Genomic DNA, 25015 nt, shown 5'->3' with positions numbered 1-25015 from the left:
GCCTCACGCAGTATAGCCAGGTGCGAGCTGGATCACTCCAGACGCGGCTAAACCCTCCAACCATTCATCAATTCCGGCCTTCGGACAATCCGCACCTATCGACGCCGCCAACATCCCACCCGGGCCCATCTCCACCCGGCAGCCAAACGCCAGCAACGTCTCCGCCAGCGAAAACGGCGACTCCCCCTGCGGCAAAATCCGCACCGTGGACGCACCACCACGCACCACGACCTTATTCACATGGAACATGCCGCCCACCCGCACGCACTCCACGATGTCCCCCACCGCCAAGGACACATCCACAAACGGCACCGACGCAACGACGAAGTGGCCGCCGCCAAGCTGGTGAGCCTCAAGTTGCTCGTTCTCCACGCCTGGCACGGCCACCCGTGTGTAAATCGTCGTCGTTGGTTGCATGGACAGCAGTGTAACCCGAACGCTACTTCGCTGCCGACACCACCAACTCCTCACCGCCTTCCGCGACGTCAACCTGCACCGCGTCACCGTCGCGGATCGCGCCGGCCAGCAGCTCCTTCGCCAACCGGTCACCAATCGCCTGCTGGATCACGCGACGCAACGGACGCGCGCCATAGGCCGGGTCATAGCCGCGGTCCGCGAGCCACGCCTTCGCAGCGGCCGAGACGCGGAGCTGGAGGCGTCGAGAAGCAAGGCGATCGGCGAGCGTGCCCAGCTGAATATCGACGATGCCCACCAACTGCTCCTTCGTGAGCGGCTCGAACACCACCACATCATCCAGGCGGTTGATGAACTCCGGCTTGAAGTGTGCCTTCACCGCGTTCATGATCTGCTCGCGGTCGCCGCCCGCACCCAAGTTCGACGTCAGGATGATCACCGTGTTGCGGAAGTCCACCGTGCGGCCCTGGCCGTCGGTGAGGCGACCCTCGTCAAGGACCTGCAGCAACACATCGAACACATCCTGGTGCGCCTTCTCAACCTCATCGAACAGCACCAGCGAGTACGGGCGACGGCGCACAGCCTCAGTCAGCTGGCCGCCAGCGTCGTAGCCGACATACCCCGGAGGGGCACCGACCAAACGCGCGACCGAATGCTTCTCGCCGTACTCCGACATATCGATGCGCACCATCGCCGCCTCATCATCGAAGAGGAATTCCGACAGGGCCTTCGCAAGCTCCGTCTTACCCACGCCAGTCGGGCCCAGGAACAGGAAGGAACCAATCGGACGGTTCGGATCCGCAACGCCCGCACGCGAACGCCGCACCGCATCCGACACAGCCACGACAGCTTCCTTCTGGCCCACAACGCGACCAGCCAGGATTGCCTCCATGTCCAGCAGCTTCTCGGTCTCACCCTGCATCATCTTGCCCGCAGGAATACCCGTCCACGCCGACACAACCTCAGCAATCACCTCAGGAGAAACCTCCTCCGTAAGCATCGTCCTTGACGACGCCCCCGCCGCCTCCTCAGCGTCCTTGACCTGCTGCTCCAGCTCCGGAATGCGGCCGTAGCGCAGCTCCGACACCTTCGCGTAATCGCCCTCGCGCTCCGCGATCTCGGACTCGTTGCGCAGGTGCTCCAGCTCCTCCTTCGCAGCCTGCACCTTATCAATCTCCGCCTTCTCATTCGTCCAGCGTGCCTTCAGCTCACCGAGCTTCTCGCGCTGATCCGCCAACTCCTGGCGCAAATCCGTCAGACGCTCCTTCGACGCCTCGTCGGACTCCTTCTGCAGCGCGATCTCCTCGATCTCGAGCCTGCGAACGATACGCTCCAGCTCATCAATCTCCTGCGGCGAAGAATCAATCTCCATCCGCAGCCGCGAACCCGCCTCATCGACCAGGTCAATCGCCTTATCCGGCAAGAACCGGTTCGTGATGTAGCGGTTGGACAGCTCCGCAGCCGCCACCAACGCCGAATCCTGGATCCGCACGCCGTGGTGCACCTCGTAGCGCTCCTTCAAGCCACGCAGGATACCGATCGTGTCCTCCACAGTCGGCTCGCCCACGTACACCTGCTGGAAACGCCGCTCCAGCGCCGCATCCTTCTCGATGAACTGGCGGTACTCATCCAACGTCGTCGCACCAACCAGCCGAAGCTCGCCGCGCGCCAACATCGGTTTAATCATGTTGCCAGCGTCCATCGCGCCCTCGCCCGTGGCGCCAGCGCCGACGATGGTGTGGAGCTCGTCAATAAACGTGATGATCTGCCCGTCGGACTCCTTAATCTCGTCCAACACCGCCTTCAGGCGCTCCTCGAACTCGCCGCGGTACTTCGCGCCCGCAACCATCGACCCGAGGTCCAGGGAGATCAGCGTCTTACCCTTCAGGGACTCCGGGACGTCGCCCGCCACGATGCGCCTTGCAAGGCCCTCGACGATCGCCGTCTTACCGACGCCCGGCTCACCAATCAACACCGGATTATTCTTCGTACGACGGGAAAGCACCTGCACCACGCGTCGAATCTCCGAATCGCGACCGATGACCGGGTCAATCTTGCCCTCACGCGCACGCGCCGTCAGGTCCGTCGAATACTTCTCCAGCGCCTGAAACTGATCCTCCGGCGACTCAGTCGTGACCTTCTTATTGCCGCGAACCGACTGGAACGCCGCCTTAATCGCCTCAAACGTGGCGCCGCGCTTCTTCAGCAGCTCCGCCGCGTCATCATTCCCGCGCGCGATACCCGCTAACAGCACCTCGGTAGAGACGAACTCGTCGCCGAGTTCGCCCGCCAACTCCTGCGCCGCGTTCAACGCATTCAGGCCGTCACGGTTAAAGTTCGGATTCGCCATGTTCTGGCCCTCCGCCTTCGGGTAGGAGTTGACCAGCTCAGCCGCCTCCTTCGCGACCGTCTGCGGATCCACACCCGTCGCCTGCAACACCGGCGCCGCGATACCATCCTCCTGCTTCAGGATCGCCTCAAGTAAATGCGCCGGGCGAATATCCGGGTTGCCCTTCGCCGACGCCTGCTGCAGCGCCTGCTGCAACGCCTCCTGCGTTTTCGTAGTTGGGTTAAACGAAGACATGTCCGTTTTCCTTTCTCTTTGCGTTTTGTTTTGTTGTTCACTCTCCCTAACGCACGAGAAGTTGAGTCTGTTCCACTCAAGGTTGAATTTGTTGTGTTTTCGGGGGTGGCGCAGGAGCCTAAGGGTGCACCAAATTCCTTGTTTTCGACATTTGGTTTTGCGTTTCCCCTGGTCATTGGGATCGCGTGAGGGAATTTGGTGTAACTCCAGCCAATCCGAGTGACAAAGGGCGCAACCCACTTTTCACGACCTGGGCTTTTGCTCGAGCCGGCTGGCAGGATTGCGTCCTTTGTCACTTACGCCCAATCTGCGCACCAAATTCGCTGTTTTCGAGACGGCGACGTGGTGTTTCCCCAGGTGGCGAACCCCTCACGCCGGAATGAGGTGCACAGCTGGCTCACAGCTCGCCAAACCACAAAAGGTAGTAGCAGGATTGCAATCCTGTTACTACCATCTAGGAAAATGCCGGCCCTATTCCTGGGCAGCCACGGCCCCCGTGCCGTGTTTCTTGGCGGGCACCCACTTCAGCGCGAACGCCACGACCACCACCGCAACGGCGATCAGGAACGACACCCAGCCGAACGCGGTGGTGAACCCGGCGATGATGGCGATTGGGGCGAGGATGGTCATACCGATCTCGAATGGGGCGAAGCCGACGTAGGCCACACCGTATTCGTTGAGAGTGCCGGACTTCAGTTTGGGGTCGACCATCTTGAGCAGGGCGATACCGGTCGCGACGGCGGCGGTTGCCCAGCCCCAGCCGAAGATGCCGCGCTCGAGCCAGTTTTCACCGAAGAAGAGCGGACCGGCCCACAGCATCCATACGGCGCAGAAGACAGTGCCCAGCACGAACATGATGAGCAGGGCCTGCCAGTATCCGGCGAGGGCCGCGGGGACGATGGAGGCGATGCCGAAGGCGATCATGAAGTCGGTGGCGGCGCCGGAGACGGTGGAGATGGTTTCGCGGTCGAGGTAGTTGGGTCGCTTGAAGGCGACGAGGAGGCCACGGCCGATGAGTCCGATGACGAATGCCATGGCGAACAGTGGGATGGAGACGTTGCTCCACATGCCTTTGATCCAGGTGTTGACCATGTAGGCGATCAGCACGGTGATCAGGATGAATCCGGCGTGGAGTGCCAGCGGTTCGATGGAGGACGGGTTGGTGGTTGCGCGTCCGATGGAGGGACGCTCGGACTCGGTGGCGATGTAGCCGGTGCGCAGGTCTTCAGGCAGGGTGCCGCGCAATTGGGTTGCTTTGCCTTTCCGGATACCCCAGTTCGCAGCAATGACCCCGCCTACGATGGCCACCAGGGTGCCGACGGTTGCGGAGGTGAAGCCGATGGAGGACGCCTCGGCGATACCGATGTCCTCAAGTGCGGAGCCGACGGCGGCGGCGGTGCCGAAGCCACCGACGAAGCCGACCGGGAGCATCATGCCGAACCATGGTTCGGTGCCAAAGAGTGGCGCGAAGAAGTACAGCCCCAGCAGGATGAAGATGCCCCACTGGCCCATGAACATGGCCGTCGAGTAGCCCCACATGTTGCGGGCACCTGAGGCAACGGAGCCGCCGAGGTTCATGGAGTAGGCCATGGAGGCGAACACGACGGCGATGAGCAGGGTTGTATAGGTGCCGACTTGGTCGGACCAGTGAATCACGCCGAGGACTTCTTGGCCGAGGATGAGCCCGAGCAGCCCGGCGGTGATCGGTGCCGGCAGGAGCAGCGCCTGTAACACTTTCAGTCGGTTTCGGAGCACGTTTCCGATGATGAGCAGGATGGAGATCCATCCGATATCCGTCAGAAGTGTGTACGGCGTGTAGTCCACTGCGGCACCTTTCTCTCTCTTTGTTTCCCCGCTCACACTAGTCCACCTCACCTACGCCGGGAAACAGTACCCTGGCCCTATGACAAAGTTTGCCCCCGTTGCTGATGGCCCAAATTCGGCCGCGTTGCAGGCGCTCGCGCAGCCAAATTCGGAGGTGCGCGCCACGCTGTTTGAGCGGATTGTGGAGCAGTATCCGCAGGCAGCGATGGTCTTTCCGGAAGGTGCCACGGAGGTACCTCAAGTGCTTCTCGACGCCACTTCGTTCACCCTCGCCTCCTCTCAGGAGTCCGAGGCAGCGGGGGCAGCAATCCCTGAGGCAACCCTTACCCCGCTTCGCGAGTGGGCGTTGGATCTGCGGCGCACTGGGTTTCCGGCGTCGGAGTTTCCGGCAGTGGCGGAGATCGTTGGTGGGGTTGTGGGCGTCGATACGCAGGTGTTGGTGCGTGCGGCGCGGGAGATGGAGCGGGTGTCGCGGGAGGCTGACGAGGCCGGGGTGGCCGCGGCGTCGGTGGCGCAGGTGACCTCGGTTGTACAGGACGGGTCGGCGTGGGTCGTGCGGGCGGAGGCGTCTGTGGTGGTCGGGTACGCGGCGGGGCAGGCGCTGCCGGTGATGCGCGCTGGTAACCAGGGCGTGTGGTGGGCGTTGGCTCCGGCGGTGCCGCCGAACCGGTTCGGGCAGCTGGAGTTCCACCTCGACGGGCCGGATGTGGAGGTTGGCGACTACCTGACGTTGGGTGCTGCGCGTGGCCCTGCGGTCCGCGCGAACCGGCCAAAGATGCTGCTCGTGGCGGTGGGCACCGGGTGGGCGGCGGCGAAGTCGGTGGTGTTCGGGCTCATCGAGGAACGCATCCGCCCCGAGGTGCACCTGGTGCTGTGCGGGGACGGCGCAGACGATTTTTACGACGCCCGCACCATCAACTCCCTCGCCGATTCCCAGCCTTGGCTGCAGGTGACGCGCGTCGCGCCGACCGCGGGCGAATTCGGGCAGAGCGCCGCGAAGGCGATTTGGGTGCCGGGCCCGGCGTTCGTGTCGGCGCCGGGCACGTGGTGGGACCACCAGATCGTGCTGTGCGGCAAGGGTGCCGAGGCCGCGGAGTACCGCGAGGCCCTGGAAGCCGCCGGAGCTCGCGGCGTGCTTACATGCGCGACTGACGCAACGGTCCAGTTTCCGAAAGCCTAATGAGGGGGACGTCCTCCTGTACGGCGGCGACGTGCGAGATGTCGATGTCGGCGTCGAGAAGCTCGGGGCCGTAGCCGGCCTCCACGATCCTGCGCCCGTCCGGCGCCACGAGCGTGGAGAACCCGATGCCGGTCGGGCCGGACTTCTCGCCGGCCTCGGTCTCGTGGTTCGGGCGGGACTGCCCGGCCGCCGCGATGAATACGCCGGAGTCGAGGGCGCGGGCGCGCGTCAATAAGCGCCACTCCTCGAGCTTGCCCGGGCCGTCTGCCCAGCTCGTCGGCACCACGATGACGTGCGCGCCCATCGCCGCCAGCTCCTTGAACTGTTCCGGGAAGCGGATGTCGAAGCAGGTGGCCACGCCGATGGTGGCGTCGCCGTGCCGGAACGTGAGCAGGGTGTCGCCGGCCTTGACGGTGCGGGATTCGTGGTAGCTGTGGGCGTCGTAAAGGTGCACCTTGTCATAGGTGAGAATGAGCGGGTGCTCGCTGTGGCCGTCGAGGACGAGGGTGGTGTTGTAGACGCGGTTGATACTGCCGACGGTGTCCGCCGGGCGGAACGAGCCCGCCACGATCGTCACGCCGAGCTCCTTGGCCAGAGAAAACAGCCCCTGCGTGAATGGCCCGTCGGTGTCCTCAGCTTGGTGGTCGAGGCGGCCTGCCCCGAACGCGTGTGAGGCGGCCTCCGGCAGCACGATGAGCGTCGCACCCCGGCGCGCGGCCTCTCTGACCTGCGGTTCTATGCGCGAAAGGTTGCGCATTTTATCAGGTCCGCTGGTAAATTGTGCCAACACGATACGCATGTGGATAACTTTAGCGAATCTGAAATTTTATCCACAGGGTTTCATGCAGTTTCCTTGCCCTGCTTCGGCGTGTTTTCGAGGATGGGTGCATGCATTTATCAACGACCGTCCCGTCCCTCGCCCGTTCGCACCGCGTCGCCCGCACGTCGCTTCCCCGCGCTGAGCTGCGCGACAGCGCCAGCGCCGCCGCGTTACGCTCGCTGGAAGATCGCGCCCAATCGCTTTTCGACGCCTCCACCATCGCTCTTAACGCACATTTAGAATCCATCGCCTCATTTGCGGACGACTGCATCCACTGCGACACCCGCCTCGCGGAGGCGTTGCGCCATGTCTGATGCGTACCGCCCTGCCCTAGACGCCGGGCAGCTGATGGTCGCCGCGGGCGTGTTGGAGGGTGCCGTCGCCGAGTTCCGCGCACGTTCCCAGGCATGCCATGTAGCTCGGTCCGATCTGGTGGGGGTTGGTTTTGGCGGGTCCGCACCTACCGCGGCTCTGCAGCGCCTCCAGCGTGTCGACGCCACCTTCGCCCACCCTGCCGACGACCTCACCCAGGCCGCCAAGGTGCTGCGCCGCTACGCCACCTGGCAGGCGCGCCTCGACGCGATGGCGCGCTCCCTGCGCGGCAGCCCCGTCTACGCGCTGGCCGTGCAGGTGCTGAACGGGGTTTCGCGGACCTTCGACACGTTGTGCGCCGCCGAGCTCGAGGCCCTCTGCAATGCGCGCGAGCGTGACCTGGAGGCAGCGCGCGGGCACGTGCCGCTCATCGCACGCCACGGCGTAGAGCTTGGCCAGATACACCGGACAAACCTGGCCGCGCTCGACCCGGCACGCCGCGAGCTCGTTGAGTCCGCGGGCGCGACCGTACTAGAAGCCGGGCCTGTGTCGGCGACACTGGCGGTCGGCGACGTGGTGGACCCGGCGCGTGTGATCACCATGGTCGCCGGCGTGTCCACCGGCCGCCCCGAAGGCTTGAGCGGTGAGCTTGCCCGTGCGCAGTTCCTCGCCGAGCGCACCGGCGCCACAGTGATCCTCTGGCAGGGCTACGACCCGCCACCCAACGTGGTCAATGGCCTGGACCCCGGCCCGGCGCGCCGCGGCGCCGACGACCTCTCCGCCTTCCAACTCGCGCTCACCGACCGCTTCCCCAACGCCCACCGGGTGGTGCTTGCCCACAGCTACGGCACGCGTGTGGCCACCGAGGCCGCCGTCCACCACGGCCTGCTTACCGACCAGCTCTGGCTCGTCGGCAGCGCCGGCGTCGCCGGTAGCCACGTGAGCGACCTACGACTGGCAGGGCCAGACTCGCGGGTGGTCGCCGTGGATTCTCCGGACGATCCGATCCTGTGGACCAGGTCCGGTCCGCAGGCGGTGCTGGGGGCGTCGCCAACTGATCCCGCCTACGGCGCGCGCGTCCTACCTGGGGTGACGGGCGGTCATAGCGCCTACTTCACAGACGAGGCCTTTGTGTCAGATCTCACACAATCTTTCGAGTTCCAGGAGGTGAAAAGGTAACATGATAAGCGGTTAATTTATTCTTCAAATAAAAGGAGATTTTAGGAATGGCTCAGAACTTCGCCTCGGCATTCGTTGCCAAGCTGAAGGAGCTCGGCGTCAAGCGCATCTACGGCCTCGTCGGTGACTCCCTCAACCCGCTTTCCGACGCCGTCCGCACCCAAGGCATCGAATGGGTCCACGTGCGCAACGAGGAAGCCGCCGCATTCGCCGCCGGCTCCGACGCACTCGCAACCGACGAACTCGCAGTGTGCGGCGCATCCTGCGGCCCAGGCAACACCCACTTCGTCCAAGGACTCTTCGAGGCGCACCGCAACGGCGCAAAGGTCCTCGCGATCGCCTCACACATCCCGTCCTTCCACATCGGGTCATCCTTCTTCCAGGAAACCCACCCAGAATTGCTCTTCCAGGAGTGCTCCTCCTACTGCGAGATGGCAAACTCCGCCGACCAGGGCATGCGCGTCGTCCACAACGCCATCCAGAACACCATGTCCGGCAACGGCGTATCGGTCGTCGTCGTCCCAGGTGACGTCTTCGCACAAGAAGTCACCGCCGACGCCCCAACCCTGTCCGGCAACTACGCCACCGGCGGCAACAAGCGCGTCTACCCAGACCCAGCCGAAGCCGCCCGCCTGGTCGAAGCCATCAACGAGGCCGACACCGTCACCCTCTTCTGCGGCTACGGCGCCAAGGACGCCCGCGACGAAGTCTTCGCACTCGCCGAAAAGATCAAGGCACCAGTCGGCCACTCCTTCCGCGGCAAGATGTACATCGAGTACGACAACCCATACGACGTCGGCATGTCCGGCCTCCTCGGCTACGGCGCCTGCCACGAAGCCTCCGACAAGGCAGACCTCTTCATCATGGTCGGCACCGACTTCCCATACACCGACTGGCTGCCCAGCAAGAACGTCGCCCAGATCGACATCGACGGCGCCCACATCGGCCGCCGCACCAAGGTGCACTACCCCGTCATCGGCGACGTCAAGAGCGTCATCGAGAACATCCTCCCGCACATCGAGGAGAAGAAGGACCGCTCCTTCCTGGACGCAATGCTGAAGCGTCACGCTGAGCTGCTGGAGTCGGTCGTCGGCAAGTACACGACGGAAGCCCGCGAAGCCCGCACCCCAATCCACCCAGAGCTCGCCGCCTCCGTCCTCGACGAACTCGCCGACGAAGACGCCTACTTCACCGTCGACACCGGCATGTGCAACGTGTGGTCCTCCCGCTACCTCACCCCCAACGGCAAGCGCGACGAATCCGCATCCTTCCTGCACGGCACCATGGCCAACGCCCTCCCGCAGGCCATCGGCGTCCAAGCCGCATTCCCCGACCGCCAGGTCATCTCCTGGTCCGGCGACGGCGGCCTCGGCATGCTGCTCGGCGAACTGCTCACCGTCAAGCTGCACAACCTGCCAGTGAAGACCATCGTGTTCAATAACTCCTCACTCGGCATGGTCAAACTCGAAATGCTCGTCCAAGGCTTCCCCGAGCACGAAACCGACCACGACGGCGTCAACTACGCCAACATCGCCGAAGGCGTCGGCATCAAGTCCTTCCGCATCGAAGACCCCGCCGACCTGCGCCCGAAGCTCAAGGAGGCCCTCGCCTACGACGGCCCCGTCCTCGTCGACATCGTCACCGACCCGGACGCCCTGTCCATGCCACCAAACATCACCTGGGACATGATGAAGGGCTTCACCGCCGCCGCAACCAAAACCGTCCTCGACGGCGGCGTCGGCCGCATGATCGACCTGGCACGCTCCAACCTCCGCCACATCGGCGGCGCAGCGTCGATCACCTTTAAGTAGTGGTCAGTTAGGCTCCAACGCCTTTGCGGCCCCGGGTTTCTGCCCGGGGCCGCTTCGTTTTTCGGGGTTTGCAGGCTTCTCCTCCTGCCGTTTTGAAAAAGTTCCCGCGCCCGGGAACGATTTTGCGTTTTGGGTCGATTCCGGTCGACCAACCGACCCGTTTCCCCAGGCCACGACGCCCGTCCACGAAGATCGTTCTCCATTCATGCCGCGATCGTGGGAACTTTTCGGAAGTCTGCAGCCCTGCTCGGCCCTGTGCTCCCCGCCCCTAATCCACTCAAAGCGTTCGATTAAAAGCGAGCGATGCAGGTCGCGCATTTTCAACCGGTCCGGTTGATTTCCGGCGACCTGCATCGCACGCTTTAAACACCTCGACACGAGCACAGCGAGCACAAAGCGAGCACAACGGACGCCATGGCCCGCCCAAACGCGCTCCACCAGCGCACCAAATTCGCTGCTTTCTGGATCTGGTTTTGTGTTTTCCCAGGTCGCAGATTATTGGCAATGGGATTTGGTGCCTTCCCTTTCTCTGTAGACACCAAATTCACTGTTTTTCCGGACGGCGCGTGGCGTTTCCCCAGGTCGCGACCTCTGAGCAAAGGAATTTGGTGTCGCGAAGCCTGGGATACGCGCACAAAACGGACAGCGAACCCAGCAAGCAACAGAAAACAGCCCCCGCCCATGCACTGCACGAGAAGGCGGAGGCTGTCCTGCCACCTAGGGGCCGAATCCTGCTTTACCGCGCCCGGCGCCGTGACCTGGCGGAGGACGGTTCCCACGTCACCAGCGCGGTGGAGCGCGGAACGTGGACGAGTTCGCCGCCACGCGGGCGGGTTTCCAAGCGTTGGCGTTCCAAGCGTTGGCGTAGTTGCGCGTTTTCTTCGCGTTTGGCCGCCAGTTCTTCTTGGAGCTCGTCGATGTGTTCGGTGAGCTCGATGATGGTTTTGATGCCGGCGAGGTTGACGCCGTCTTCCTGGGAGAGCTGTTGGATCCGGCGCAGCATGGAGATGTCGCGTCGGGAGTAGCGGCGCCCGCCGCCGCTGGTCCGCATCGGTGTGACCAGGCCGATGCGGTCGTAGGTGCGCAGGGTTTGGGCGTGCATGCCGGTGAGTTCGGCGGCGACGGAGATGACGTAGTACTCCTCAGCCATGGTTATGCACCTCCTGCCCACCCGGCGCGCGGGTCGAAGCCGGAGTCGCGTTCGGCTTGTTGGTAGGCGCGCAGCGCGCTGGTGGCGGCTGCGTCCAGGTCCTTGGGCACTGCGACTTCGACGGTGACCAGCAGGTCGCCGGCGTTGCCGGATTTGCGTGGCACGCCGCGCCCCTTGACTCGCAGGGTGCGCCCGTTGGGGGTGCCTGCGGGGACCTTCACGCGGACGTGTTTGTCCAGGGTGGGCACGGTGATGGTGCCGCCGAGGGCGAGTTCGCTGAAGGAGACGGGGACGGTGACTTCGAGGTCGTCGCCGGTGCGGGTGAACACTTTGTCGGGGCGGACGTGGACGGTGACGAAGAGGTCGCCGGCTGGTTTGCCGTTGGGGCCTGCTTCGCCTTGTCCTGCGAGGCGCACTTTTTGGCCGTCGACGACGCCGGCGGGGATGCGCACCGTGATGGTGCGGGAGCGCCGGACGGTGCCGGTGCCGTGGCACGTGGTGCACGGGTCCGTGATTACGTCGCCGGTGCCACCGCAGTTGGTGCAGGGGCGGGCCATGCCGAATGCGCCGGAGTTCTCGCGGACGTAGCCGGAGCCGTGGCACTGTTCGCACTGGGTGACGTGGCCGGATTTGGATCCGGAGCCGTGGCATGTGGTGCATGGGGCGTCGCCGGTGAGTTCGACGGGGAAGGTGGTGCCTTTGGCGGCTTCGCGGAAGTCGAGGGTTATTTCCGTCTCGACGTCCGCCCCCCGCGACGGCCGAGCGTTCCTGCCAGCAGCGCCGCCGCGGTTAAAGAGGCCACCGAAGAGATCACCAAGGCCGCCTTCTCCAGCTTGTCCAGCACCCCCGGCTCCTCCGAAGATGTCGGAGAGGTCGGAGAAGTTGAAGTCGCTCTGCCCCGTTTGGCGAAACCCTCCCGGAAAGCCGGGACCTCCTGCCCCTCCGAATCGGCCGCCGAAGCCGCCGGAGCTCATCATCGCCTTGAACTGGTCGTATTCTTTGCGTTTTTCTTCGTCGCCGACGACGTCGTACGCTTCTGCCACCTTCTTAAACTTCTCCTCGGCGGCTTTGTTGCCGGGGTTGGAGTCGGGGTGGTTTTCGCGTGCGAGCCTGCGGTATGCCTTCTTAATGTCAGCTGTGGACGCGTCTTTGGAGACGCCGAGGTCGCCGTAGTAGTCCTTGTTGGCCCACTCTTGTTGCATAGCCATCTCGCACCCTCCTTTCTCGGATGAATTTTGTTATTTCAAGTACAAAACCGGGGCGTAAAGGCCGCTTTTCGCGCACCTCACGCCCCGGCCCTGGGTTTTGTTGTTACTCGTTGTCTTCAGCAGGCTCTTCCGCAGGATCGGCGATGATGACCATTGCGTTTCGCACGAGTCGGTCGCCTACGCGGTAGCCCTTGCGCAGCACGGTGCCGATGACCTTGTTGTCGCCGGAGGACAGGTCTTGGACTGCCTCGTGGGTTTCAGGGTCAAAGGCGTCGCCTTCTGCGCCGAAGGCTTCGACGCGTTGCGCGGTGGCCACGCCACGGAGTTTGTCGGCGAAGGCTTTCAGTGGGCCTTCGTTTAAGTCTCCGTGTTGTTCGGCGAGGTCGAGGTCGTCGAGAAGCGGGAGCAGTTCGGTGGCGAAGGCTGCTTTCGCATGCTCGGCGATGGCCGCGCGTTCCCGCTCGGTGCGGCGCCGGTAGTTTGCATACTCGGCGCTCACACGCTGCAGGTCTTCGGTCCGCTCAGCAAGCTGCTTTTCGACGTCATCCTGCTCGCCCTCGTCCGTTTCCGGTGCAGCGTCGGCGTCGACCTCAGCTTCGGGCTCGGCAGCTTCTGCTGCTACTGCCTCGGCTTCTTCGATCAGGTCTTCAACCTGCTCCGGTTCCGGAGTATTCGGGTTCGTCATGGTGACCTCCTTCTGCAGTGTTGCTGTTGTTTACTTGGTTTCGTCGGTGTCTTCGTCGACTACCTCGGCGTCGACAACGTTGTCGTCGGCTGCCTCGGCCTGGGTTGCGCCCTCGTTGGCCTGTGCCTCGTAGAGCACCTTGCCCAGCTCCTGCGACTCGGTGTTCAGCTTCTCGACAGCCGACTTCACCGCTTCAAGGTCATCTCCCTTGAGTGCTTCGTCGACGGCGTCGGCTGCCTCGGTGACGCGGGTCTTGAGGTCCTCCGGCAGCTTGTCGGCGTTGTCTTCCATGAACTTGCGCGTCTGGTAAGCCGCGGACTCTGCACCGTTGCGGGTTTCCTGCTCCTCGCGGCGCTTCTTGTCCTCGTCGGCGTGTGCCTCGGCGTCCTTGATCATGCGGTCGATCTCCTCCTGGGACAGGCCGGAGCCGTCCTGGATCTTGATCGTGTTTTCCTTGCCGGTCGCCTTGTCCTTTGCGGAGACGGACACGATGCCGTTGGCGTCGATGTCGAAGGTGACCTCAATCTGCGGAACACCGCGCGGTGCCGGTGCGATGCCAGCCAGCTCGAAGGAGCCGAGCAGCTTGTTCGCGGAAGCCATCTCGCGCTCGCCCTGGAAGACCTGGATCTGCACGCTTGGCTGGTTGTCTTCAGCCGTGGTGAAGGTCTCGGAACGCTTCGTCGGGATGGTGGTGTTGCGCTCGATGAGCTTGGTCATCACGCCGCCCTTGGTCTCGATGCCGAGGGAGAGCGGGGTGACGTCGAGAAGCAGGACGTCCTTGACGTCGCCACGCAGGACACCTGCCTGCAGCGCCGCACCGAGTGCCACGACCTCGTCCGGGTTCACGGACTTGTTCGGCTCCTTGCCGCCGGTGAGCTCCTTGACCATGTCGGTCACGGCCGGCATACGAGTGGAACCACCGACCAGCACAACGTGGTCAATCTCGCCGACGGAGAGTCCAGCGTCCTTGATGACCTGGTTGAACGGCGCCTTGGTGCGGTCCAGCAGGTCAGAGGTGATCTTCTGGAACTCGGTGCGCGTCAGCGTCTCGTCGAGGAACAGTGGGTTCTTCTCGGCATCAACCGTGATGTATGGCAGGTTGATGGATGCCTGCTGGGAGGAAGACAGCTCGATCTTTGCCTTCTCAGCGGCCTCACGCAGGCGCTGCATCGCCATCTTGTCCTTGGACAGGTCGACGCCCTGTGCAGACTTGAACTTATCGACGAGCCACTCAACCACGCGGTTGTCCCAGTCGTCGCCACCGAGCTCGTTGTCACCCGCGGTTGCCAGGACCTCTACGACGCCGTCGCCGATCTCCAGCAGGGAGACGTCGAAGGTACCGCCACCAAGGTCGAAGACCAGGATGGTCTGCTCCTTGTCAGCCTTCTCCAGGCCGTATGCCAGTGCAGCTGCCGTCGGCTCGTTGACGATGCGCAGGACGTTCAGACCTGCGATCTGGCCGGCTTCCTTCGTAGCCTGACGCTGTGCGTCCTCGAAGTAGGCAGGGACGGTAATGACGGCGTCGGTAACCTCCTCGCCGAGGTATGCCTCTGCGTCCCTCTTCAGCTTCTGCAGCGTACGTGCGGAAATCTCCTGCGGGGTGTACTTCTTGTCATCAATCTCGACCGTCCAGTCTTCGCCCATGTGACGCTTAACGGAGCGGATCGTGCGGTCAACGTTGGTGACCGCCTGGTTCTTCGCGGACTGGCCAACCAGCACCTCGCCGTTCTTCGCAAACGCGACGACAGACGGGGTGGTGCGCGAACCCTCAGCGTTCGCGATAACTACCGGCTCTCCGCCTTCAAGGACAGAGACAACCGAGTTTGTCGTACCAAGGTCAATACCTACTGCGCGTCCCATTTCTACATTTCCTCCTGTGTTTGTCGAAGTCATTTCTGAAGTTAATCCGAAGTTGAATCGCCTCGACTCAACTTGACGGGAACCACTGTAGCAGAAGTTCCGCCAACCTTGAGCCTGTCACGCTCAATCCTTACAACATGCAATCCAGAAAGTTATTCCCACTCGACTCAACTTTTCCTAATCTTGCAGTCCAGGGGGTGTAAATAAGTTATGTCGGAGAGGTCTGGCACAATGTCTTGGTATGAACAACGAAGTTGAACCACAGGAGGAAACACAGCCCACCGCGGCCGACGCCGCGCAGGAGCTTTCCTCAGAAAATGTTGACCGCAGCACGGTCATCGCCTCCGACGGGCGCACCGCGGCAGCTTGGGCGGCGAGATTCATCATCATCGTCGCCGCCACCGCCATCCTGCTGTACCTGCTGAAGTACGTCTGGATGGGACTGCTGCCGATCTTCCTAGCGCTCATCGTGTGCACGGTGCTGTGGCCGCCAGTGGACTGGCTGCGCAAGAAGAAAGCGCCGCCTGCGCTCGCTGCGGCCGGCGTGCTCGTGGGGGCGTTCGCCATCATCGGCGGCATTTTCGCCGCGATGGCCCCGACCGTTCGCACCCAGGGCACCCAGCTCGTCGACCAGGCGCAGCAGGGTATTGACCAGATCACGCACTGGCTGCGCGACAACGTCGATAACGAGCTCATCGATCCAACCAAGGTTCAAGAGGTCATCGACCAGGTCACGAACGTCCTGCGAGGCCAGGCCTCCAACATCGCGTCTGGTGTGTTCTCAGGCCTCGGGGCGATCGCGTCCGTCGGCACCACCTTGGCGCTGACCCTGATCCTCACCTTCTTCTTCCTGAAGGACGGCTCAAAGTTCCTGCCGTGGCTCAAGGGTTACGTCGGCGTGCGCGCCGGTTGGCACCTCACCGAGGTCTGCATGCGTTCCTGGAACACGCTGTCCGGCTTCATCCGCACGCAGGCGGTCGTCTCGGCTGTCGACGCCATCTTCATCGGCCTCGGCCTGCTCCTACTCGGCGTGCCACTGTGGCCGGTCCTGGCAGTGATCACGTTCTTCGCGGGCTTCGTCCCCATCATCGGTGCGGTCACGGCGGGCGCGTTGGCGGTGATCATCGCGCTGGTCTCCAACGGCCTGACCAACGCCATCCTGGTGCTCGTGCTCATCATCGTGGTGCAGCAGCTGGAGAGCAACATCCTCCAGCCGATCCTGCAGTCCCAGGCAATGGGCCTGCACGCAGCGATCGTGCTGCTCTCCGTGGCGCTCGGCGGCACGCTGTTCGGCATCGTCGGCGCGTTCCTCGCGGTGCCGGTCGCCGCGGTCCTCGCTGTCTGGTTCCGCTACTGGGCAGAGATGGTCTCGCTCCGAACTGGCGAAGTCACCCCCGACGAGGTCCAAATGGCCACCCAACAGAGCCAGACGTTGGACTCCAAGGAGGCCTTCAACGCCGTGCGCGAACACATGGCACAAATGGGCAGGCGCTCCAAGAACTAAACACGTAGCGCTATATTGTTAAGATAACTAGCCTCAAAAACCGAAAGGACATATTTCTATGAGTCTGCGCGTCGCTGTCGTAGGTGCCGGGCCAGCCGGTATCTACGCATCCGATCTGCTCATCCGCAATCAGGAGCACGAGATCCACGTCGACCTGTTTGAGCAGATGCCTGCGCCGTTCGGCCTCATCCGCTACGGTGTCGCCCCGGACCACCCGCGCATCAAGGGCATCGTCAAGTCGCTGCACAACGTGATGGACAAGCCGAACCTGCGCTTCCTGGGCAACATCACCGTCGGCCGCGACATCACCATTGATGAGCTGCGCGAGTACTACGACGCCATCATCATCTCCGCCGGCGCTGTCCGCGACCGTGAGTTCCTCGTCCCAGGTGGCGACAAGTCGATCGGCGCCGGCGAGTTTGTCGGCTTCTACGATGGCAACCCGCGCTTCGAGCGCTCCTGGAACCTGGAGGCGCGCGAGGTCGCGGTGGTGGGCGTCGGCAATGTGGCGCTGGATATCTCCCGAATCCTGGCGAAGACCGGCGACGAACTGCTGGTCACTGAGATCCCGGACAACGTCTACGAGTCCCTGAAGAACAACAAGGCCGAGGTCATCCACATGTTCGGCCGCCGCGGGCCGGCGCAGGCGAAGTTCACGCCGAAGGAGCTACGCGAGCTCGACGAGTCCGACACCATCCAGGTGCTCGTCGACCCTGAAGACATTGATTACGACGGTCCCTCCGAGGAACTGCGCCGCGCCGACAAGTCCATCGACCTGAACTGCCAGGTCCTGGAGCAGTACGCGATGCGCGAGCCGGACGACGCCCCGCACAAGATCCACATTCACTTCTTCGAGTCCCCTGTTGAGGTGCTCACCGAGGGCGACGCCATCGTTGGTATCCGCACCGAGCGCACCGAGTTCGACGGCGAAGGCGGGCTGCGCGGCACCGGCAAGTTCACCGACTGGCCAGTCCAGCAAGTCTACCACGCCATCGGCTACCGCTCCGAACCCGTCGAGGGCGTCCCGTTCGACCTTGAGCGCCACGTCATCCCGAACGACGGTGGCCACGTCCTCGGCGAGGACGGCTTCGAGGACTCCCTCTACGTCACCGGCTGGATCAAGCGTGGCCCGGTCGGCCTAATCGGCAACACGAAGTCGGACGCGAAGGAAACGACCGACATGCTCATCGCCGACGCTGACGCCGGCAAGCTCACTGCCCCGGTCCACGAGGACCCGGACGCCATCCTCGGACTTCTCGACGAGCGCAGCATCGACTACACCACGTGGGACGGCTGGTACCGCCTCGACGAAGCGGAGCGCAAGCTCGGCGAAGAGTGTGGCACCCACAGCCGCGAGCGTAAGAAGATCGTCGAGTGGGACGAAATGGTCTCCTACGCCCACCACAAGCAGTAAGCTGCTGGCTATGCGCCAGTTTATGAAGAAGATCGCCGTTGCATGCGTGGGCGTCGCCACCGCCACTTCCCTGCTCGCCCCCGCCGCCGACGCGCGGCCGATGGTGAACCAGGGCGACCGCGTCCGCCTCGACATGGGGCTCGCCTACGGTATCTGCACCGTCGGCTACGTGGACCATGCGCGCAACCAGATCGCCATCGCGCGTCACTGCGTGAAGTTCCCGTTCCAGCAGGTGCTTGACGGCAGCGGCCGGCGCATCGGCACGGTGATCTCCTTCCCCGGCTGGCTCGTTTCCGCCGACGGCCCCAACGACTTCGCCTACGTCACCCTCTCCGGCGCTACCGCCGGCGCCAACCGGTTCTCCGGCAACGCGAAAGTCCACCCCAACGCGGTGCGCCCGGGCGAACGCGTCTGCTCCTACGGCGCCACCACGCGCCGCGAGTTCTGCGGGCACGTCACTGGGGTGCGCGGCAACATGGTGGCAACCTCCATCGCCGGGCCTCGCCACGGTGACTCCGGCGGCCCCATCTGGATCCCGGGCCGTGGCTTCGTCGCCGTCACCTCGGGCGGGGTATGGAAAGACAAGAAGTACTGGATGACCGGCTCCTACCCGGAGCTGTACTTCGGACCCGAACTGCTGTCTCCTGTTTCTATGGACCTTGACCAGCCCACGACGTCGTCAAACTCGATCCCGGGCTGGTACGCGCGGCAGCTGCGATAAGTTCGCCTAAAGTTTACTTTGGTGTTACCGACCGTGCACGTGCGCACATTATGGTGATACGTTGGCCCACACCTTGGGCCCTTTTTGGCGAGAGTTTTTTCAACGACAGGAAGCGCTTCATCATATGAGCATGGACACCGCGACAACGACGTTCACGCACCACCCCGACGGAGCAGACGCAGGTAAGAAAGACCCACTGGGTTTCCTGCCGTTCGGTGGCCCCTTCAAGACCTTCGTGGACTGGATGTCCGTCGTCGTCGCGGTGTGGCTGCTGCTCAACGCGGTGAGCATGATCGGCGCCGGCTTCCAGATGGCCGCCGGTGACCGCGCCGAGGAACTCTTCTCGTTTGCGCAGAACCCGTTCGTGGGCTTGGGCATCGGTATCCTCGCCACGGCGATCATGCAGTCCTCCTCCACCACCACATCGATTACCGTCGGCATGGTTGCGGGTGGCCTGCCCATCGAAATCGCCATCCCGATGCTCTTCGGCGCCAACCTGGGCACCACCGTCACCGCCACCCTCGTCGCGCTCGGCCTTTCCGGTAACAAGGAGCAGTTCCGCCGCGCCTTCGCGATGGCCACTGTGCACGACTTCTTCAACCTGATCGCCCTGGCCATCTTCATGCCGCTCGAGCTCGCCACCGGCTTCCTGCAAAAGACCTCGGGCGCGATCGCGCACTACACCAGCGGTGGTTCCGGCGGCATCCTCAACACGATCTTCAGCGGCATCGGCGACTTTGTCGACGCCATCACCGAACCACTCGTCTCCCTCGCCGAAACCGCCGTCAGCCCGCTGAGCCACGTGTGGGGCGGCATCATCCTCTCGATTGGCGGCATCGCCCTGATCATGGTGGTCATCGGGTTCATCGGCAACATGCTCGGCACGCTGCTGGTCGGCCGGGCGCAGGAGTTCCTGCACGCGGCACTCGGCAAGGGCACCCTCTCCGGTGTGCTTTCCGGCGCCGTCATCACCACGGCGGTACAGTCCTCCTCCACCACCACGTCGCTGACGGTGCCGCTGGCGGCGTCGGGCAAGTTCCACATGCGGGACCTGTTCCCGTTCGTGGTCGGCGCCAACATCGGCACCACCGTCACCGGGCTGATTGCGGCGTTCTCCGCGCCACCCGAGGTTGCCGAGGTCGCCATGCAGACCGCCCTGGTACACACCCTCTTCAACACCTTCGCAGCCATCATCATTATGTCGGTGCCGTTCCTGCGCGCACTTCCCCCGAAGGGTGCCGAGTGGCTCGCCGGCCTCGCCGATAAGAACAAGGTGTACATCTTTATCTGGGTCGGCAGCGTGTTCTTCGCGCTGCCGCTGCTGGCGATATTCATCACCAACTGGGTGTCGTAGGGGTTGGCAAAACCCAACCTTGTCCCTCGTCCCCTCGTGACAGAAAGTTCCCGCAATTCAGGTTGAACCCGGGACCTTTCTTCGTGGACATGCGTCACCACCTGGGGAAACGCAGCAACTGGTCGACCGGAACAGGCAGCTCACGCCAAATAGTTCCCGGTCGCGGGAACTATTTCAGAAATGCCGACCAAGACAAGCGCCAACAACCAGCCCCGGAACACCCGCGCACCAGCCAAGTATGCTTAGGAGCTATGACCATGCCTCAGCCGAATCCGAATTTCCAGTTCAACTACCGCATCAGCGACACCGACCGCAATGACGCGGTGACGGCGTTGTCGGTGGCGTTCGGGGAAGGGCGTCTGACCATGGACGAGTTCGATAGGCGGTGTGCGGCTGTCGCGAAGGCGGAGTACTCGCCGGACTTGATGGCGTTGTTCCAAGATTTGCCGCAGAAGCCGGGCCAGTGTCAGGTACCGGCGCCGCAGGTCCAGAACTCCCCGGTGTACACCAGCAAGGACATTGAGCTGGCCCGCAGGAGGGGTCGCAATGTGCGCGGTGGTCTGATGGGCTTGTCGACGATCGCCAGCCTCGCATTCATCGGCGTCTTTGCAGAGATGGGGGCGGACGCCCTAGCCACACTGTCACTGCTCATCATCCCGACCGTGTTTATCCTGCTGTACGTGATGAAGGTCGGGCCGGACAGCTGGTACGCGCCGTCGGTGCGGCAGATTCAGCGGGCGCAGCGCCAGGCGGTCAAGATGCAGCAGTTGGAGTTGCAGTCGCATCAGGCGGCGGAGATCGCGATGCGGAAGCAGCAGCAGCGCCAGCAGATGGACCAACTCAAGAACGATGCGTTGAATATCGCGCAGCAGACGATGCAGCGGTTCAACAAACGTGGTTAGGTTCGGGCGCTAGTATTGGCACATGGCCAACAAGAAGCAATCAGAAGCACCAGAACAAACAACCCCGCAGCACACGCCTTTTAAGCGGCACCGGCACTTTGACCAGGCCGAGAAGCTGAAGAACGTGTTTTATGACATTCGCGGCCCGGTGAGCGCGACCGCGGAGGAGATGGAGCGCGACGGCCACACCATCCTGAAGCTGAACACGGGCAACCCGGCCGTGTTCGGGTTTGAGGCGCCGGATGTGATCATGCGCGACATGATTGCCAATTTGCCGACGTCCCAGGGCTACACCACGTCGAAAGGCATTATTTCGGCGCGGCGTGCGATTGTGACGCGCTACGAGATGATTCCGGATTTCCCGGCGTTCGACATCGATGATGTCTACCTGGGTAACGGCGTGTCTGAGCTGATCAGCATGGTCACGCAGGCTTCCCTCAACGAGGGTGATGAGATCCTCATTCCGACGCCGGATTACCCGCTGTGGACGGCGGCGTCGACACTTGCGGGCGGCAAGGTGGTGCACTACAAGTGCGACGAGGAGGACGACTGGAACCCCTCGCTGGAGGACATCCGCTCCAAGGTGACCAGCAAGACCAAGGCCATCGTGGTAATTAACCCGAACAACCCGACGGGTGCGGTGTACTCGCGGGAGACACTCGAGGGCATCGCGAACATTGCCCGCGAGCACGAGCTGATGATCTTCGCCGACGAGATCTACGACCGCATTCTTTACGACGGCGCCCAGCACATCTCCATGGCGGAGGTTGCCCCGGACGTGATCACCCTGACGTTCAACGGCCTGTCGAAGGCGTACCGCGTGTGCGGGTACCGCGCTGGCTGGATGGTGATTACGGGGCCGCGTCGCCGGGCGAAGGGCCTCATCGAGGGGCTGGACCTGCTGTCCGGCACGCGCCTGTGCGCGAACGTGCCTGGCCAGCACGCGATCCAGGTGGCCCTGGGTGGACGCCAGTCGATTTATGAGCTCACTGCGGATGGCGGCCGCCTGCACAAGCAGCGTAACGTCGCCGTCCGCAAGCTCCGCGAGATCCCGGGCATCTCCGTTGTGGAGCCGAAGGGCGCCCTGTACGCCTTCCCGAAGATCGACACGGAGATGTACCAGATCCACGACGACGAGCGCTTCATGCTGGATCTGCTCAAGAGCGAGAAGATCCTCATGGTGCAGGGCACCGGCTTCAACTACCCCACCCCGGACCACTTCCGCGTGGTCACGCTGCCGTGGGCGTCACAGCTGGAAAACGCCATCGAGCGCCTCGGCAACTTCCTTTCGGATTACCACCAGCACTAGCGGATGACTCGCCACCCCGCCTTGTGCCAGGTGGGGATATCGAGGGCGTTGCGGGCGTCGATAATTACTCGCTTGTCGACGCCCACCAGCGGCTCCAGGAACGCATCCCACTCGGTCGCCAGGATGCAGAGGTCCGCGCCTGCGGTGGCCTGCGCGAGCGTGCCGGGAACATCAAGATCGGGGTAGGCGGCGCGGGCGTTGTCGAGGGCCTTCGGGTCGTGAACGCGAACGTGCGCGCCGGCGTCATGGAGGCGCTGCGCGACGTCGAGGGCAGGCGAGTCCCGGATATCGTCCGAGTTCGGTTTGAACGCCGCGCCCAGCACAGCGATGGTGCGCCCCTCCAGCGTGCCGAGCTCCCGCCGCGCCAGGTCCACGACGCGGGCGCGGCGCCCCTGGTTGATGGCGTCGACCTCCCTGAGAAACCGCACAGAGTCACCCGCGCCGAGCTCGTCGGCGCGCGCGATGAACGCCCGGACGTCCTTCGGCAGGCAGCCGCCGCCGAAACCGAGCCCGGCGTTCAGGAACTGGCGCCCGATGCGCGCATCCATCCCGATGGCGTCCGCAAGCTGGGTGACGTCCGCACCGGCTGCGTCGCAGACCTCCGCGACCGCGTTGATGAACGAGATCTTCGTGGCCAAAAACGCGTTCGCCGCCACCTTTACCAGTTCAGCGGTGGGAAGATCCGTCACCAACATTGGTGAGCCCTGCTCAATAGGAGTGGCGTACACCTCCCGCAGCACCTGCTCCGCGCGCCCACCCGGGCGCTGCCCCACCACGATCCGGTCCGGCGCCAACGTATCCCGCACCGCGTGGCCCTCGCGCAAAAACTCCGGGTTCCACGCCACCTCCACCGCATCCGGGAGGCGCTCCTGCAGGCGGCGCGCCGTGCCCACCGGCACCGTCGACTTGCCCACCACCAGGTGCTCCCCCTCAAGGATTGCGGAGAGGTGGGAGGTGGCGTCGTCAAGAAATGAAGTGTCCGCGGCGAGCCCACCGGAAACCTGCGGCGTGCCGACGGCCAAAAAATGCACCCGCGCGAACCCCGCCACCTCGCGCAGATCCGTCGTGAAGCGCAGGCGACCCGACGCCGTGTGGCGCTTGAGTAGTTCATCGAGGCTGGGCTCGAAAAACGGCGCACTCCCCGACTGCAGGGCCGCAACCTTGCGCGCATCCGTGTCCACCGCCAGTACCTCGTGGCCCAGCTCAGCCATGCACGCAGCGTGTGTCGCCCCCAAATACCCCGCGCCGACCACCGACAATCGCATACGCGAGGCCTCCTACCGGAAGTTCAAGTACGCCTTCGACGGCGTCGGACCCCGCTGCCCCTGATACTTCGAGCCCAACGCGCCACTGCCGTACGGCACCTCCGCCGGCGACGTCATCGCGAACAACGCCAACTGGCCGACCTTCATCTCCGGCCACAGCACGATCGGCAAATTAGCCACATTCGACAGCTCAAGCGTGATGTAGCCCGAAAACCCCGGATCGATGAACCCGGCCGTCGAGTGCGTCAACAGGCCAAGCCTGCCCAGAGAACTCTTGCCCTCTAGACGCCCAGCCAAATCGGCTGGCAACGTGAACTTCTCCAACGTCGACGCCAAGACAAACTCACCCGGGTGCAGCACAAACCCCTCACCCTCAGGGACCTCCACCAGCGTAGTCAGATTCGGCATCTCCTCACGCGGATCAATATGGGTATAGCGCGAGTTATTGAACACGCGGAAGAACCGATCCAAACGCACATCCACCGACGACGGCTGCACCAACGCAGCGTCATACGGCGCAATACCGAGGCGTCCCGAATCAACGGCGTCACGAATGTCATGGTCTGAAAGAAGCACGGCGCCTAGTCTAGCCTGCTTTGGGGTGGGGCTAAAGTAAACGCATGCACCGAATCCTCTCGACCATTCTCCTGACCGCCGCTCTCGCGGTCAGCGGCGCCCCAATCGCCACAGCGAACACCAGCGACATATTTAACGACGCCTCTTGCGTCCCCGCCGCCGACAAAACAACACCCGTGCTCTATGTACACGGCACCTCCGCAAACACCGAAAAGTGGGCCCAAAACGCCGTCGCCCTCAAAGCCGCAGGCTACTGCGTATGGGGCTTCGACTACGGCCGTGGCAGCGGACTCCCATCTCTCTTCCCTGGCTCCTACGGCAACGCCGACATCAACAGCTCCGCACGCGAACTCGCCCGCAACGTCGAACGAGTCAAAGAAGCAACCGGATCCGACCAAGTCGACCTGGTTGCCCACTCCCAAGGTGGTCTACTCGTAAAGAAGTACATCGCCGAACTCGGCGGAGGCGACAACGTCCGCCGCGCAGTCACCGTTGGCGCCACCTTCCACGGCACCGACCTCAACGGCACCGGCAAAATCCTCTCCCCCATCGCCCGCGCATTCCCGCGTCTCGCAGCGTTCTTTGCAGGACCAGGCGCAGTCCAACAACTCAACGACTCCCCCGTCATCCAAGCGCTCAACACGCTTCCCGACACCCAAGCCGGAATCGTATACACCACGCTCTACTCACCATCCGACACCACCGCCACCCCAAACAGCACTTCAATCCTGCAGGCCGTCGACGGAGCGGACGTCGCCAACATCAACATCGAAGCATCCTGCCCGAACTCCGGCCGAGTCCTGCACCCCAACATGCAGTCCGACCTCACCGTCGCGGCCCTCACCCGGTGGGGCCTCGAGCGCACCGCCGACGACCGCACCCCCAACCAGCGCGCCTGCTCACTCAGCGCACTCCCCGACGGGTCCGACGCAGCCCGCTAGCG

The 25015-nt window shown here is 63.6% G+C and carries 21 protein-coding genes; 11 read left to right on the top strand and 10 right to left on the bottom strand.

All coding sequences use genetic code 11. The features are described from left to right. Window positions 1-3: 3 nt before the first annotated feature. From BJP06_RS05085 to BJP06_RS05075, 3 genes are all read right to left on the bottom strand, one after another. On the bottom strand, window positions 4-417 hold the full coding sequence (locus tag BJP06_RS05085; RefSeq protein ID WP_070479576.1) for a DUF4265 domain-containing protein: 414 nt from the start codon (window positions 415-417) through the stop codon (window positions 4-6). A gap of 22 nt (window positions 418-439) precedes the next feature. After that, the gene (gene clpB / locus BJP06_RS05080) at window positions 440-2998 is read right to left on the bottom strand and encodes an ATP-dependent chaperone ClpB (RefSeq protein ID WP_071573067.1); all 2559 of its coding nucleotides are present in this window, start codon (window positions 2996-2998) and stop codon (window positions 440-442) included. 471 nt (window positions 2999-3469) lie between these two features. Continuing rightward, window positions 3470-4822 carry a sodium/glutamate symporter gene (locus BJP06_RS05075; protein WP_071573066.1) on the bottom strand — a complete coding sequence of 451 codons (1353 nt, stop codon included), beginning with the start codon at window positions 4820-4822 and terminating at the stop codon, window positions 3470-3472. A gap of 79 nt (window positions 4823-4901) precedes the next feature. On the opposite strand from BJP06_RS05075, the gene BJP06_RS05070 reads away from it, so the two are divergent. Then, window positions 4902-6002, top strand: a complete 1101-nt coding sequence (locus BJP06_RS05070) for a hypothetical protein (RefSeq protein WP_071573065.1) — start codon at window positions 4902-4904, stop codon at window positions 6000-6002. Here BJP06_RS05070 and BJP06_RS05065 read toward each other — a convergent pair. Beyond that, on the bottom strand, window positions 5959-6801 hold the full coding sequence (locus tag BJP06_RS05065; RefSeq protein WP_071573064.1) for a carbon-nitrogen hydrolase family protein: 843 nt from the start codon (window positions 6799-6801) through the stop codon (window positions 5959-5961). The genes BJP06_RS05070 and BJP06_RS05065 overlap by 44 nt on opposite strands. Before the next feature lie 89 nt (window positions 6802-6890). Here BJP06_RS05065 and BJP06_RS05060 point away from each other — a divergent pair, with 89 nt between their 5' ends. The 3 genes from BJP06_RS05060 to BJP06_RS05050 are packed head-to-tail and all read left to right on the top strand — an operon-like array spanning window position 6891 to window position 10124. Beyond that, entirely contained in the window at window positions 6891-7136 is a 246-nt protein-coding gene (locus BJP06_RS05060; protein WP_071573063.1) for a hypothetical protein, read from the top strand. Then, window positions 7129-8313, top strand: coding sequence for an alpha/beta hydrolase (locus BJP06_RS05055; RefSeq protein WP_071573062.1), 1185 nt, complete (start codon window positions 7129-7131; stop codon window positions 8311-8313). Before BJP06_RS05060 ends, BJP06_RS05055 begins: the two co-directional genes overlap by 8 nt. Before the next feature lie 47 nt (window positions 8314-8360). Further along, the gene (locus BJP06_RS05050; protein WP_071573061.1) at window positions 8361-10124 is read left to right on the top strand and encodes a pyruvate dehydrogenase; all 1764 of its coding nucleotides are present in this window, start codon (window positions 8361-8363) and stop codon (window positions 10122-10124) included. 736 nt (window positions 10125-10860) lie between these two features. Here the strand turns inward: BJP06_RS05050 and BJP06_RS05045 are convergent. From BJP06_RS05045 to dnaK, 4 genes are all read right to left on the bottom strand, one after another. Then, entirely contained in the window at window positions 10861-11274 is a 414-nt protein-coding gene (locus BJP06_RS05045; protein ID WP_070479590.1) for a heat shock protein transcriptional repressor HspR, read from the bottom strand. 2 nt (window positions 11275-11276) lie between these two features. Further along, window positions 11277-12482: a molecular chaperone DnaJ gene (dnaJ, locus tag BJP06_RS05040; RefSeq protein ID WP_071573060.1), complete on the bottom strand. Its 1206-nt coding sequence runs from the start codon at window positions 12480-12482 to the stop codon at window positions 11277-11279. Between the two features lie 103 nt (window positions 12483-12585). After that, window positions 12586-13167 carry a nucleotide exchange factor GrpE gene (grpE, locus tag BJP06_RS05035; protein ID WP_071573059.1) on the bottom strand — a complete coding sequence of 194 codons (582 nt, stop codon included), beginning with the start codon at window positions 13165-13167 and terminating at the stop codon, window positions 12586-12588. A gap of 30 nt (window positions 13168-13197) precedes the next feature. After that, window positions 13198-15027 carry a molecular chaperone DnaK gene (dnaK, locus tag BJP06_RS05030; protein WP_070479595.1) on the bottom strand — a complete coding sequence of 610 codons (1830 nt, stop codon included), beginning with the start codon at window positions 15025-15027 and terminating at the stop codon, window positions 13198-13200. Between the two features lie 241 nt (window positions 15028-15268). Here dnaK and BJP06_RS05025 point away from each other — a divergent pair, with 241 nt between their 5' ends. From BJP06_RS05025 to BJP06_RS05000, 6 genes are all read left to right on the top strand, one after another. After that, window positions 15269-16531 carry an AI-2E family transporter gene (locus tag BJP06_RS05025; protein WP_070479596.1) on the top strand — a complete coding sequence of 421 codons (1263 nt, stop codon included), beginning with the start codon at window positions 15269-15271 and terminating at the stop codon, window positions 16529-16531. Between the two features lie 58 nt (window positions 16532-16589). Beyond that, entirely contained in the window at window positions 16590-17945 is a 1356-nt protein-coding gene (locus tag BJP06_RS05020; protein WP_071573058.1) for an FAD-dependent oxidoreductase, read from the top strand. 10 nt (window positions 17946-17955) lie between these two features. Continuing rightward, window positions 17956-18666, top strand: a complete 711-nt coding sequence (locus BJP06_RS05015) for a hypothetical protein (RefSeq protein ID WP_071573057.1) — start codon at window positions 17956-17958, stop codon at window positions 18664-18666. 124 nt (window positions 18667-18790) lie between these two features. Continuing rightward, entirely contained in the window at window positions 18791-20020 is a 1230-nt protein-coding gene (locus BJP06_RS05010) for a Na/Pi symporter (protein WP_083329426.1), read from the top strand. A 251-nt stretch (window positions 20021-20271) separates the two neighbouring features. Further along, complete coding sequence (locus BJP06_RS05005) at window positions 20272-20922, top strand: DUF1707 domain-containing protein (RefSeq protein WP_071573056.1); 651 nt, start codon at window positions 20272-20274, stop codon at window positions 20920-20922. 22 nt (window positions 20923-20944) lie between these two features. Beyond that, complete coding sequence (locus BJP06_RS05000) at window positions 20945-22231, top strand: pyridoxal phosphate-dependent aminotransferase (RefSeq protein WP_083433202.1); 1287 nt, start codon at window positions 20945-20947, stop codon at window positions 22229-22231. Here BJP06_RS05000 and BJP06_RS04995 read toward each other — a convergent pair. Next, on the bottom strand, window positions 22228-23496 hold the full coding sequence (locus tag BJP06_RS04995; protein ID WP_071573054.1) for a UDP-glucose/GDP-mannose dehydrogenase family protein: 1269 nt from the start codon (window positions 23494-23496) through the stop codon (window positions 22228-22230). The two genes, BJP06_RS05000 and BJP06_RS04995, sit on opposite strands and share 4 nt — an antisense overlap. 12 nt (window positions 23497-23508) lie before the next feature. Then, the gene (gene dcd / locus BJP06_RS04990; RefSeq protein WP_070479603.1) at window positions 23509-24072 is read right to left on the bottom strand and encodes a dCTP deaminase; all 564 of its coding nucleotides are present in this window, start codon (window positions 24070-24072) and stop codon (window positions 23509-23511) included. 44 nt (window positions 24073-24116) lie between these two features. On the opposite strand from dcd, the gene BJP06_RS04985 reads away from it, so the two are divergent. After that, window positions 24117-25013, top strand: a complete 897-nt coding sequence (locus BJP06_RS04985; protein WP_071573052.1) for a triacylglycerol lipase — start codon at window positions 24117-24119, stop codon at window positions 25011-25013. Window positions 25014-25015: the final 2 nt, after the last annotated feature.

The organism is Corynebacterium sp. NML120713, assembly GCF_001875735.1.
GTDB lineage: Bacteria > Actinomycetota > Actinomycetes > Mycobacteriales > Mycobacteriaceae > Corynebacterium > Corynebacterium pseudogenitalium.
This window is presented reverse-complemented; position numbering and strand designations above follow the sequence as displayed.